Source organism: Pseudomonas sp. WS 5071 (genome assembly GCF_012985765.1).
GTDB classification, from domain to species: Bacteria; Pseudomonadota; Gammaproteobacteria; order Pseudomonadales; family Pseudomonadaceae; genus Aquipseudomonas; species Aquipseudomonas lundensis_A.
This window is the reverse complement of the sequence record NZ_JAAQWY010000054.1, coordinates 1-12,176: the sequence shown is the minus strand read 5'-3', so window position 1 is coordinate 12,176 and position 12,176 is coordinate 1. Positions and strand designations below refer to the sequence as shown.

Genomic DNA, 12,176 nt, shown 5'->3' with positions numbered 1-12,176 from the left:
TGGATGCGCAGCATGGTTTCCAGAGGATAGGGTTTTCTACCGCCGCCGGCCTTGGGGTAGAACGGTTCGATCAGCTCCAGCAGGCCTGCCCAGGGCACCACCTGATCCATTTCGGCGAGGAAGCGCTCTCGGCGGGTTTGCTTGCGCTTGCCGGCGTACTCAAAGTCGGAAAAGCTCATCTGGCTCATGGGCGGCTCGGATCAGGTGTTGCGGGGATTCTCGCATAACTGAAGGCTTGTTCGGAGATTCCCTAAGGTTAATGCCATGCAGAGCCTGGAGCGAATCAACGCTTTACTTGATGGATACGAACAAAACGAGTTCAATCGTTTTATTGATAAATTGGCGATGAATCAAACGTCTGACAACGCTGCTCGGATAGCCTGGACTCCCAGCAATGCTTGGCGTAAAGAGGAAATACTGGTTGCCGCCCAGCGGAGCGGACGATTTGAAGGGTTGGCTTAAAATTTAGGGTAAATTTGGGCGCTTGAATGCGCCCTGAGTAAGTTCATCTTAGAGAGGTTGATCAGATTGAATGGAACAGCGGAAACTAAAGCCAGGGGAATAGTATTTTCTAACCGGTTCTTGTGCCCACCGTTTTACGGTGCTTGCACTAAGCAGCGGGTTTTCACCGTACCCAGATCCTCTAAGAACTTTTAGTGTGCTTTTTTCGGGCCCAGCAGGGTTTATCAGCGGGGAAACGCGGTAATAGTCTTTGTCGTACCAGTCATTAACCCAGTCAGTGGCATTGCCGGTGAGGTTGTAAATCCCCAAGGGATTGGGAACCAGGCTATCGACAGCAAAAGTGAGCCTTTTCCATTCACCTGAAACAGGATAATTTCGACCAACGTCCAAACTTCCATTGTCAGTGGCAAACATCACGTATTGACCCCGATTACGAGCGGCATATTCCCACTGTGCTTCGGTGGGCAGGTCCACAGGATAGCCACTCAATTTACCGAGCCAGTCACAATAATCCTTCGCTTCCTGCCAAGTTTTTACCGGAGCAGGAAGTTTGGGTGCGTAAAATTTTTCCTGTAAATCCTCCCGATTGCGATCCTCTGCATCAAACACCGGTTTGCCCTGTGCGATAAAGAACAGATCAAAATCGCCCAGGGTTGTTTGATACTTGGAGAAGGAGTAACTGCTCAACTTGACGGGATGAACAAAGTCATCATTGCCGTACATGCTGATATTACCCATGCGTTCAGGGTCAACGCCGCAAGGCCAGTCACATAGATTTTTGGGATCATCGTCATACGGCCACCCAAAGTCCCCCATCTGAAATTCACCACCCTCGACAAACACCATGTTGTCCAGAGACTTCACCACGGTGTTCAACAGTTGGCCGCGAATTTCAGTGGACAGCTTTGGGTAAGTCCGCTCGATGGTCGCCGCTATTTCAGCGACTTTGTCCGCTGACAGTTTCTGGCTTTTTGGCAGAACGGAAGTTTGTGCCTGGCAACCCATCAGCATGAGCGCTATACACAGAGGCAATACAGTTTTCTTTATCACGGGCATGTTCCTGTTTCAGGCAACGTGAGGGGGCTATAAATACGACCTCATCATATTTATGTCAGAGAGGTTGATTGGACTGAATGGCGCAACGAAAACTATGGCCAGGGTAATACCCATCATTCTCCGGCTTATCACTCCACCGCCTCACAGTACTAGAGCTAAGTACAGGATCTTCAAGAAACCCTGAGCCCCTGTGAATTCGAAGAGTACCCGTATCGGGACCGGTAGGGTTTATCAACGGAGAAACACGGTAATAGTCTTTGTCGTACCAGTCATTAACCCAGTCGGTGGCATTGCCAGTGAGGTTATAGATGCCCAAGGGATTAGGAACAAAGCGATCAACGGAAAAAGTACGGCCTATGCCCGGTTCGGGGTAATTGCGCCCATAGTCCAAACTGCCATTGTCAGTAGGGAACGCCACATACTGGCCACGGTTGCGGGCTGCATATTCCCACTGAGCCTCAGTAGGCAGGTCCACAGGATAGCCACTCAACTTGCCGAGCCAGCCACAATAGTCTTTGGCTTCTTGCCAGCTTTTCACGGGCGCCGGGAGGTTGGGGGAGAAGTACTTCTCCTGTAATTCTTTCCGCTTTCGGTCTTCTGTATCAAACAACGGCTTTCCCTGAGCGATAAAGAACAGATCGAAATCGGCCAGTGTTGTCTGGTATTTGGAGAAGGAGTAACTGCTCAGTTTGACGGGGTGAACAAAATCATCATCGCCATCCATGCTGATGTGGCCCATGCGTTCGGGGTCAACGCCGCAAGGCCAGTCACATAGATTTTTAGGGTCATCGTCATATGGCCAACCAAAATCCCCCATCTGAAACTCACCGCCTTCGACAAACACCATGTTGTCCAGAGACTTCACCACGGTATTCAACAGTTGACCGCGAATTTCAGTGGACAGCTTTGGATAAGTCCGCTCGATGGTTGCGGCTATTTCAGCGACTTTGTCCGCTGACAGTTTCTGGCTTTTTGGCAGAACGGAAGTTTGTGCCTGGCAACCCATCAGCATGAGCGCTATACACAGAGGCAATACAGTTTTCTTTATCACGGGCATGTCCCATGCGTGCCTGGAAGTGGGGGTGATCTTAACACTTATAAGGCGTCGAAGTTATCGTCACGAGCATTGTTGTGTCAGGCGCGCGATGAAGTAGTGTGTAGGTCCTTGATGTACTTGAATAAAAAATCTTTATCCCTTTTTAGATAATTAGTGGGTGATCAGGGTAATAGTAAATAATTGTCTGATTACTAAGTAAGAATTGTCTTATATAGTAATTGTCATCCTTGCTACAGGCTCTGCCTTATTTCCGTTGTGTATTCGTTTAAATACTCACCGGTTAAGTGTGGTTTGGGGGGAAGGCTGTAAGTGTCACGATGATTTGTAGCGCTCGTTAACCCTGTGTAGCCACCGGGACACCACGTCTAACTCGCTGTCAGTAAACCCTTGGATCAGTTTGATATTCAGCAGGCCGATTTGACCATGGGATCTGCCAGTCCGGTTATGACGGGCAGAGGGGGCAGGTCTGGGAGCGGGATGGCGTTCAAGGCTACTCAAGGTGCAGAGCCAACACGTAGACCAACTCCTGGGGGACCTTCCTGTGCCTGCCTGTTGCACGTGTTCAACCTGCGTTCTGTGCCAGGGTTTCGCACAGTTCCACCAGTGCTCGCTTCAACAGATTGCCCGCATGGCTGAGGCCATTTTGGCCGTAGAGTGCCAGAAATACGCCTTGTATATCAGGCAGGCCACTGTCGGCTTCCAGCACGTGATGCTCGGCGCTGATGACCCGCACAGGCAGCAGGCTGACGCCCACTCCCGCCGCCACGGCCGCGCACACACTGGCCAGGCTTGCGCTGGAGTAGTTGATGCGCCAGCGCCACCCGGCGACTTCCAGGTGGTGCAGCATCTCGTTGCGGTACAAACCGCCGACCGGAAATGCCACCAGCGGCAACGGATCACGCCCCAACGCGGGCATGGCCCGACTGTCTACCCAGCACATGGGTTCCGGCCAGCAGGCGAGGCAATCAACCCCTTGCCCCATCTGTTTGACCAGCAGCAGATCGAACTCCCCCTCACGGTAAAGACGCAGCAGCTCGGGGCCTAATCCGCTGGTGACTTCCAGGCGTACGCCAGGATGCTCCCGGCCGAACCGCGAGAGGATGGGCATCAAGCGTTCAGCCGCAAAGTCCTCCGGTACCCCCAGGCGTAAAACGCCTTCGCTTTTAAGGTCCAGAAGCACGTCGCGCGCTTCTTCTTGCAGCGCCAGGATACGGCGAGCATAGGTCAACAACCGTTCACCTTCAGGTGTCGCCCTCACGTGCCGTTGTTCGCGGTCCAGCAACGTGCAGCCCAGGTTGCTTTCAAGGCGGCGAATTTGCTGGCTGACCGTGGATTGGGTGAGGTGCAAACGCTGCGCTGCCCGGGTGAAATTGGCGCAGTCTACGACTGCAACAAAACTGCGCAACAGGATCGGATCGAACATCGCTACCGCCATTCACAATGCCACTGGAGGGCATGTTTATATTTAATTTCAGAATGCCAAGCGGGCTCACCATACTGGTTTTCCCTGCAATTGATAAGAGGCCATGAACATGGGTGTTCAGCCATGTAAATACGGTGCATGGGCCGTGGGAATGCTGATGATGGGTGTCGTGATGGCGAATGAGAACGATCTGTTGGCTGCAGTGAGGGAAGGCGAGCCGGGCAGGGTGCAGCAACTGATCACTGCCGGTGCTGACCTTGGTGCCCCTACAGAGGATGGCAGCAGCGCACTGCTGCTGGCCACTCGCGCAAACCGGATCGAGATTGCCAAGGCGTTAATGGACGCCGGGGCCGACGTTAACCAGAAGAACCTGAGCCAGGACAGCCCCTACCTGTTGGCGGGGGCGAGCGGCCACAACGAGATCTTGCAACTCGCGCTGGTTCACGGGGCAGACCTGAAAAGCACCAACCGGTATGGTGGCACCGCGTTAATCCCGGCGTGCGAGCGTGGCCATGTCGAAACGGTGCGCCTGCTGATTGCGGCGGGTGTTGACCTGAACCATGTCAATCGGCTGGGTTGGACCTGTTTGTTGGAAGCCATTGTGCTGTCCGACGGCGGGCCTGCGCATCAGCACATTGTCAGTCAGTTGATTGATGCTGGCGCCGACCTGAATCTGCCTGACCGCCAGGGGGTGACCCCGTTACAACATGCCCAACAGCGCGGTCAACGCGTTATAGCCCAATTACTGCGCGCGTCTGGCGCGCATTGACTCAGCTCGAGGACTCGCCATGTGTGACGATGATTTTTACCTGCAACGCGCCGTGCAATTGGCCTCCCATAACGTAGCCGCAGGCGGCAGGCCGTTCGGCGCCGTGTTGGTGAAAGACGGTCAAGTGATCAGCGAAGCCACCAATTCAATCCATATCAGTCAGGACCCCACCGCGCATGCCGAATTACTGGCAATACGCGCTGCCAGCCAACACTTGGGCCCACACCTCGCGGGGTGTGTGATGTACGCCAGTGGCCAGCCTTGCCCCATGTGTTTAAGTGCGATGCATTTGTGCGGCGTCTCGAGGGTGGTGTATGCCGCGAGCAACGAACAGGCGCAGCCCTATGGTTTGTCCACTGCGCGCGTTTATGAACAGATGGCGTTGCCGCTGTGTCAGCAGGCCTTGCCGGTTGAGCACGTTGCGCAACCGGCCATGATCGCTATTTATCGTGACTGGCAGGCGCGCCATGCGGCTGGATAAAGCCACGTGGCGGGTGGTTGCCCAGTGGGCTTTGCTGATTGTGCTGGGCCTCAATTTGCGCCCGATCCTCAGTTCAGTCAGCCCGTTGTTGATGGAGATTCGTGCGGCCACGGGCATGAGCTTTCAAAGCAGCGCCTGGCTGACCAGCTTGCCGGTGGTGTGCATGGGCCTCGTGGCCTTGCTCGGAACGCGTCTGCACGCTGGTTTGGGCGAGCGCCATGGGGTGGCGTTGGGCCTGTCAATGATCCTTGGGGCATGCGGCTGGCGTTTCTATGGCCAGCACGCCGAGGTGTTGATCGCCACGGCCTTGTTGGGCGGGTTGGGTGTGGCGCTGATTCAAGTACTGGTGCCGGTACTGATCAAGCGTCAATTCCAGCACCGCGTTTCGCTGGCGTTGGGCGTGTACAGCGCATCGCTGATGGCCGGTGGCGGATTGGCTGCGCTGGTCAGTCCTCGGGTGGCGGGCCACTTCGAGCATTGGCAGAGCGGTTTGGGCATCTGGCTGATCCCGGCAGCGGTGGCCTTGGTCATGTGGTGGCGGCTCCCTTTTGCGGATGCCGTCCAGCCGCTAGCCTCGGCGCCAGCACGTGTGTGGCTTAAGCGCCGGGCGTGGTTGTTGGCGTTGTACTTCGGACTCGTAAACTGCGGTTACATGAGCATGGTCGCCTGGTTGCCCGCGTATTACGTGCAAATGGACTGGAGCGCGACACGCAGCGGCTCGCTGCTGGCGTTCATGACCGTATTCCAGGTTATCGCTGCCTTGGTGATGCCCGCGCTGGCGCACCGCAGCCATGACCGGCGACCGTTATTGATGATCAGCCTGGCAGCCCAACTGTCGGGCTATGCCGGGTTGGTGTTGTGGCCGCTGGGGGCGCCGCATCTTTGGGTTGCCTTGATCGGGTTCGGCTTAGGGGCGTGTTTTGCACTGAGCCTGATTTTGACGCTCGATCATTGCCGCAAGCCGAGCGAAGCCGGACAACTCGGGGGCTTTGTCCAAGGTGCGGGCTTTTTGATCAATGCCGTATCCCCGTGGATGACGGGCTGGCTTCGGCAGCTCACCGGGGAATTTGCCAGTGCCTGGTGGGTGCTGGTGATAGCGGTGTTTTCGATGATGCTGCTGACACGCATTTTCAGGCCGGCCAATATCAGCCAAACGGTGTTTTCTGCACAGCAAACCCCATACAAGGCGTCTGAGGTCGGGAACATGGGGTAGCACAACGCGTTACTTAAACGGTGCGCGAGGCGGCAATCGAGGCCGCCTCGGCTTGCCCCTTACAGTTTTTGCAACTGCCCGATACGGCCCATCATTTCGGTCACGATTTGCAGGTCCAGCATGAACTGCTCAACCGTTTTGAATTCGTTGTCCGTGTGACCGGTGTATTTGACATTGGGCATGGCCAGGCCGAACTGCACGCCGTTTGGCAGCTCATGCACCGACGTAGCGCCTGCGGATGATTCAAATGTGTGTTTCATGCCCAGGTTCTCAGTGGCCACTGCCAGCAGTGCTTGTACCCACTCGCCTTCCGGGTTGCGGTACATCGGTTCGGCAATGGTGTAATCGAAGACCACAGGCGTTTGGGTGGCCTGGCTCCAGGCGCTGAGTTTGTCCGCGATTTCTTTCTTCAGCACCTCAGGCGATTTGCCTTTCGGTACACGCAAGTTAACCGCCAGTTTCAAGCCTTTGTCGTCCAGCCCGACATAGGTTGGCGAAGTGGTCAGCGGGCCCATAAACGCATCGGAAAACCCGACGCCGAGTTTCTTGCCCGTGTAATCCAGCCCCCAGTTATCAGCCCCATAGCGGGCGGCATCGGTGATGAAGTTGGATTTCAGCGCGACGCTGCCGTTCAGGCCATTGATAAAGTCCAGCATGCGGGCCACCGGATTGACGCCGGATTCTGGCTCGGAGGAGTGGGCCGATACCCCGGTAACCGTCAGTTGTACGTCCTTGCCCACGACCTTGGCATTGATGTCAAAATCGCCACCGTTGCGCTTGGCATACGCGGCGCCAGCTTTGTTCAGCTCAGCGGCCACCTGTTCAGGTTGATCGGTGACCAGCGTGGCCACCGAGGTCGAGGGGATCTGGTTGGTGGCCATACCGCCTGTCAGCGAGACAACCTCGGCACCTTTGCCTTGCGCGGCGCGCCGCGCAAAGTTTGCCATCACAGTGCCATAGCCTTTCTCTGCAATGACCACCGGGTAACCGCCGTCCAGTGCAAGGTTGTACTGAGGCGTCGGATTGTGATCGAAGTAATACGGAATGGCGTCGCCAGACGTTTCTTCAGTGGTGTCGACCAGCAGTTTGAAATTGCGTGCCAATGGCAGCTTTTCTTCTTTGATGACCTTCATTGCATACAGCGTGACCACGATGCCGTTCTTGTCATCTTCTGTACCGCGGCCATACATGCGGTCGCCGATCAGCGTGACCTTGAAGGGGTCAAGCCGCGTGCCGTCCTTGAGCACCCAGTTTTCAGGCGTGACCGGCACTACGTCGGCGTGCGCATGGATGCCGACGACCTCGTCGCCCTGGCCGTCGAGGGTAATTTCATAGACGCGGTTATCCACGTTACGAAATTTCAGGTCGAACGCGTGCGCCAGTGTTTTGATCTTGTCGGCAATCTTCAGGAATTCCGGGTTCTGGTGCTGGGGAACACCTTCAACGGTGACGGTCGGGATGGCCACCAGCTCACGCAGGGTTTCGGTCGCGGCCTTACCGTACTTCACCCGTGTGTACAGGCCGAGCAGGCGATGGATTTCATTCTGCTGCTCAGCATTGAGGGGTTTGTTGTCGAGGAAGGTGGTGATCGTGGCGTTCAGGTTGTCCGCCTTGGCCAGATCGCTATCACCCAGGCGGGTGAGGAACTGTCTGAAATCAGTGACGGAGGCGTCACTGAAATTTTTCAGAATCGCCGCGCTTTGCGCGGGAGTGAGATTGGCGTGGGCGACTGTGGTGTATGAAGACAAACTGGCCATGACGAGGGTCGCGGCAGCCAGCTTTTTCAGGGAGAAATCCATTACAGGGGCATTCCTTGGCAGGTGATGGTTCAGTAGAACGTTGACTTGCAACAAAACGTTTCCAAACTAACACTGCATCGCCTGCGCAGGGAGCCCTTAAATGCGATGTGTCCCACAGAAATGCAAACGCGGCGGCCTCCAGACGCGAGCGCAGTGCCCGGGCTTGACCCGTTACGCCCCTCTGTCAGGCCTTTATTTGCCGCTGAGTACCGTGCCTTGCAATGACGTGTAGCGCTTCAACCTGTCAGGGTCTGCTCCGCTGTTTTCCACGAGTGTTCGCTGCCGGTATCAATTGCGAATTTGCGGGCAAACGGGAAGTAATGATCAAAAGCGGTATTCAGATTCTCGAGATACACCGCATCCGCCACGCTTGATTGTTCAAATACGGTTTTTCCTTGAACCGCCTGAAAAGCCGTTTCGTAGCAAACGCGTCGCTCTTTTGACAACACATCGTTGAGCAGCGTGGGACCGGTGAGTCGAAAGTAGGTTTCGAAGTACGCCTGATACTCCTTGCGCGCCTGTTCCAGGGCCTCTGGTGAAAGCTGTTCATCAAGGGTGGGCCGGGGTTTGAGGTAAAACGTCTTATTGGCCATAAAGCGGTTGTGCATCTCGGTACTGATGGCCGTTAGCAGAGGGTTGTTGGGTTGCGTGGCAAAGTGACTGCTGTTGTAACCGTGGAAATTTATATCCGCCAATGTGACGAGGTTGCCTAACAGCAGATCGTCGGGCGCGGCTTTCAACTCGGCAGCGTTTAAAGAACCTTTGATTACGTCATCCAGGTCCATATAGATACCGCCGTAATAGTTGGTCAACGGAAAGCGCACCACATCGCAGGCTGAAGCATACAGCTGACTGGCGGATTCTTTGATGAGCGCATATTGCTCAGCGTTCGGGCTGGTTTTGAATACGGCATAGAACGGTTCGTCCTGAAGTTTTGAAACGATGAGCCCTGGCGCCCGCTCGTTGCACAGCTGTTTGATGGTTTCAAAAAGGGGGGCGCTGACATCCAGGTGCAAGGTTGAAATGAACCCGGGGGAGCGTGTCAGGTTGGTCGCGATATTGCTGATCAAGTGCAGCTCAGGCGCGCGGGTACCGATCCAGATGTAGTGAATATTAGTGGGGATCGCCACGGCATTCTCCGGCACTTTGGGTAAGGTCGGGAACGTGAAGGATTTCAGACGGGTCGGTGTAGGCGTTCGCGATTTATCAGTATTGAAGGCGTCGACCGACCCTTTTTGCCATTGCCCCATGTCACTGCGCCAGACCGGCTCCCCGAGGCTCTTATCCCGCAGATGGCGCCAGGCTTGCAGGTGGGCATCGTAGGCAACCGGCAACACGTACCCCTTGTAGCTCACCATATACGCGCCTTCTATCTCGATGATGCCATCCATGGGAAGGCTGATCTGCCGGGTCAATGGCTGAGTTCGTGCCGGAGAGCCGCCCGCTAGACCGGCCACAACCAGTTCCCATTCTTGAGCAAGGGTGTCAAAACGCACGGCCGGGCCTTTTTGGTCCCCGTTGTAAATATGTGGAACGCGACTGCCTGGCGTATGTGCAAGGGCAAACACATTGCCTTGCATTTTTATGTAGTCCTTACCGGCAAGGTGGTAGGTGTAATCACTGTACGTTGCAGTGGAAAGATCAACGTCAGGTTGGTGAAACCGTTGTTGTTGGCGCACATCCAGTTTTCTGATGCCCCAGGAGAAATCCGGTTTGAACGGATTCACTGCACGTTGCAATGGGCCGAAGCTTGTTGGCTGAATGGAGGACCCCGCGTAGGCAATCGTCAATGCGTGTCCGGGGTCCAGTTGGGTTCTGAGGTGTGCAAGTGCAGGCACGGTCTTTAATTTTTCGCGTAGCAACAATGTGCGTTGCAAGTAACCGAGGCCTTTGAGCCCCCCCTGGAATAACAAGCCGACTAAAGCAAAGGGATTGGCGGCCTGGGCAATGCCTTTGGACAACGAAATGACAAAAGCCCTTGAGCCGTAGGCGGCCCGCATGGACAACAGGGCGGCCCGCGATACGCCGAACGAGGTACTTCTGACCACGATTTTGCCGAGTATCAAGGACGCTCGGTAGCCACTGAACAGGGCTTTGCCGAAGGGCAATACAAAAGCCAATATTTCAAGCAGGGCGCTGAACAGGGTCGCTGCCGTCACCTCGTCGTTTTCGATGTCCCGGTACAGCGAGTAGAACGGAATGATCACTCTGAAAATCAGTTCAGTGCGGGCGGCAAGCTCGTTTTTATAGGCTTCGTAAGGGGTTACATGGGCATACAGCGGGCGGGCAGAGGTGATGGCGAGACTGAACACTTTGTCCACCATTAACTCGCTGAGTCGCTGGACGCGCGTGTTCTGAGGCATATCAGCAGAAGGTTCCCACGTAAAATTCAATGTCAGTCGGGGCCTGTCTCGTGTTGAACCTGTCATGCCTGTGGTGTAGGCGTCCACGTCCAGTTGCGGCAGCCCTTCGATCGTGTGACCGGTCCGGATAATGCCTGAGGGGTCAAACGAGGCATACGTCGCCATGCCTTCCCCGTTAGGCGCCACTTTTCTGATCGTCCCGGAGGGGCAAAACACTTCGTACACATAGGAACCGCTGGGGTGCGTACTGACGGCCAGCAAACCGAAATAGCACGGGGTGTAGTTCCAGTTGTTCTCGACATCAAACTCCAGGCTTAAAAAGTGGTTGGCGCTTAATAATTGAGCACGTTGTTCCGCCGGTAAGTCATTGATCGCATGCCTTAATTTCACTACCAGAGCCTTACGGTGCTCTGCCTGGTAAGTATCGTAGGCCGTGTTGAAGGCCCGGTTGAGCGTGCAGCCGGCGAGTCCCCGGGTATTAAAGCCCAGTACCTGATCATCGAATTCGCTGTCTTGGCCACACGTCATGTATTTCTCCAGCAATGACATGCGCATGTTGCGGCCGCGAGATTTAAACCGGTTGACGAAATAGTGATGGATCTGTGGCTCGGTGAAGGCGCGCCTGACGTCAAGGTCGTGTCTTGGGTGGTGTTGCGCTATTTGCTGCAGCGCCATTTTTTTTCGATCGGGAGGTGGTTGCACCAGCGAGGTCATGGCCCGGGCATGTTCCTCCTCAAGCTCGGTCGTGTACTGGAACGCGGTCATTACATCTTCAGAGGTCACGTCGGCCATCGGCGTAAATGGAATTGCCCCCCTGCACATGGCGAAGTGCAGAACAGGTGTTTTGCGCAATACGCTGATGGCCGTTGTCTGCTCGGAGGTAAGCGTTTGGGAAAGGGTCGACTGGTGCAGTTGCACAAGCCGCGCGTAACCCATATCAATGGCCGCTCCCGCAAAGGCCAACTCAGCCATTGCAACGGCATGCCTGAAGTCGATGGCCTGTTTGCTGTTGGCGTAACGCAAATCATGGGGAGCGTCAAAGATGAGCAGTTCTGGGCAATAACGCGGTGCCAACACGCCCAGCGCGAGATCAACTTCTTGATGAGACGTGCATTTGAGCGTGCTGCGCAGGTGCTCCATCAGTTGCGTGCGCACGGCCTCAAGCGTCAGGTTTCCCAGCCTGGGCGCATTCAGGTTAAAACCGCAAAGATGCCCTTGCCAGTGAGTTGCCGGCGGGTACAGGTAGTCGGTGAGGGTCGAGACCGTTAACGCCCTGATCAGGCTGGGTGTCGCGTTATTTCGTTCAATGTCTGTCCAGGGCGCTGCGCTCAGGAGGGCTGTTTCCAGCCGATGAAACGCGGGTGAATCCACCAGCACGGTCATGCGTTGATTAAGGGTTGCGCCCTGCAGACCCGAGCCCGCTATATGTATGGACCGGGGACATAGCGAACACTTTGTTCGGAGACATAGCGAACAGTTAACGTAGCTTTTTCCCTGATATTACAACCCCGGTCACTCTGTCAATTTGCGCAATACGATGGCTTCCCCAGAAG

Annotated in this window: 10 protein-coding genes; 4 read left to right on the top strand and 6 right to left on the bottom strand. The window is 55.5% G+C overall.

All coding sequences use genetic code 11. The features are described from left to right. Positions 1–188, bottom strand: a 188-nt coding sequence (locus HBN61_RS21780; protein ID WP_524539063.1) for a transposase, incomplete at its 3' end; no start/stop codon positions are given. 76 nt (positions 189–264) lie between these two features. Between HBN61_RS21780 and HBN61_RS21775 the strand changes: the two genes are divergently transcribed. Continuing rightward, a complete protein-coding gene (locus tag HBN61_RS21775) occupies positions 265–462 on the top strand; it encodes a hypothetical protein (RefSeq protein WP_170047888.1) in 198 nt (65 codons plus the stop codon). 48 nt (positions 463–510) lie between these two features. Here HBN61_RS21775 and HBN61_RS21770 read toward each other — a convergent pair whose 3' ends face one another. From HBN61_RS21770 to HBN61_RS21760, 3 genes are all read right to left on the bottom strand, one after another. Beyond that, positions 511–1,518 (bottom strand): formylglycine-generating enzyme family protein, encoded by a 1,008-nt coding sequence (locus HBN61_RS21770; RefSeq protein WP_170047887.1) that lies wholly within the window; start codon positions 1,516–1,518, stop codon positions 511–513. A gap of 55 nt (positions 1,519–1,573) precedes the next feature. Then, the gene (locus HBN61_RS21765; protein WP_170047886.1) at positions 1,574–2,575 is read right to left on the bottom strand and encodes a formylglycine-generating enzyme family protein; all 1,002 of its coding nucleotides are present in this window, start codon (positions 2,573–2,575) and stop codon (positions 1,574–1,576) included. A gap of 562 nt (positions 2,576–3,137) precedes the next feature. After that, the gene (locus HBN61_RS21760; protein ID WP_170047885.1) at positions 3,138–3,998 is read right to left on the bottom strand and encodes a LysR family transcriptional regulator; all 861 of its coding nucleotides are present in this window, start codon (positions 3,996–3,998) and stop codon (positions 3,138–3,140) included. A 109-nt stretch (positions 3,999–4,107) separates the two neighbouring features. Between HBN61_RS21760 and HBN61_RS21755 the strand changes: the two genes are divergently transcribed. The 3 genes from HBN61_RS21755 to HBN61_RS21745 are packed head-to-tail and all read left to right on the top strand — an operon-like array spanning position 4,108 to position 6,461. Continuing rightward, on the top strand, positions 4,108–4,767 hold the full coding sequence (locus tag HBN61_RS21755; protein ID WP_169962639.1) for an ankyrin repeat domain-containing protein: 660 nt from the start codon (positions 4,108–4,110) through the stop codon (positions 4,765–4,767). 19 nt (positions 4,768–4,786) lie between these two features. Next, entirely contained in the window at positions 4,787–5,248 is a 462-nt protein-coding gene (locus HBN61_RS21750) for a nucleoside deaminase (protein ID WP_094994378.1), read from the top strand. Further along, positions 5,235–6,461: a CynX/NimT family MFS transporter gene (locus tag HBN61_RS21745; RefSeq protein ID WP_169962642.1), complete on the top strand. Its 1,227-nt coding sequence runs from the start codon at positions 5,235–5,237 to the stop codon at positions 6,459–6,461. Before HBN61_RS21750 ends, HBN61_RS21745 begins: the two co-directional genes overlap by 14 nt. A gap of 59 nt (positions 6,462–6,520) precedes the next feature. On the opposite strand, the gene HBN61_RS21740 is transcribed toward HBN61_RS21745, so the two are convergent. Together HBN61_RS21740 and HBN61_RS21735 are read right to left on the bottom strand one after the other, a co-directional pair. Beyond that, the gene (locus tag HBN61_RS21740; RefSeq protein ID WP_169962644.1) at positions 6,521–8,260 is read right to left on the bottom strand and encodes a dipeptidase; all 1,740 of its coding nucleotides are present in this window, start codon (positions 8,258–8,260) and stop codon (positions 6,521–6,523) included. 236 nt (positions 8,261–8,496) lie between these two features. Then, the gene (locus HBN61_RS21735; protein ID WP_170047884.1) at positions 8,497–12,006 is read right to left on the bottom strand and encodes a glycosyltransferase family 32 protein; all 3,510 of its coding nucleotides are present in this window, start codon (positions 12,004–12,006) and stop codon (positions 8,497–8,499) included. Between the last annotated feature and the right edge of the window lie 170 nt (positions 12,007–12,176).

What these genes read in the sequence shown, in the direction of transcription:
- HBN61_RS21760 (WP_170047885.1), bottom strand. Translation starts at nt 3,998, where the DNA reads ATGTTCGATCCGATCCTGTTGCGCAGTTTTGTTGCAGTCGTAGACTGC.
- HBN61_RS21770 (WP_170047887.1), bottom strand. Translation starts at nt 1,518, where the DNA reads ATGCCCGTGATAAAGAAAACTGTATTGCCTCTGTGTATAGCGCTCATG.
- HBN61_RS21740 (WP_169962644.1), bottom strand. Translation starts at nt 8,260, where the DNA reads ATGGATTTCTCCCTGAAAAAGCTGGCTGCCGCGACCCTCGTCATGGCC.
- HBN61_RS21745 (WP_169962642.1), top strand. Translation starts at nt 5,235, where the DNA reads ATGCGGCTGGATAAAGCCACGTGGCGGGTGGTTGCCCAGTGGGCTTTG.
- HBN61_RS21750 (WP_094994378.1), top strand. Translation starts at nt 4,787, where the DNA reads ATGTGTGACGATGATTTTTACCTGCAACGCGCCGTGCAATTGGCCTCC.
- HBN61_RS21775 (WP_170047888.1), top strand. Translation starts at nt 265, where the DNA reads ATGCAGAGCCTGGAGCGAATCAACGCTTTACTTGATGGATACGAACAA.
- HBN61_RS21735 (WP_170047884.1), bottom strand. Translation starts at nt 12,006, where the DNA reads ATGACCGTGCTGGTGGATTCACCCGCGTTTCATCGGCTGGAAACAGCC.
- HBN61_RS21765 (WP_170047886.1), bottom strand. Translation starts at nt 2,575, where the DNA reads ATGCCCGTGATAAAGAAAACTGTATTGCCTCTGTGTATAGCGCTCATG.
- HBN61_RS21755 (WP_169962639.1), top strand. Translation starts at nt 4,108, where the DNA reads ATGGGTGTTCAGCCATGTAAATACGGTGCATGGGCCGTGGGAATGCTG.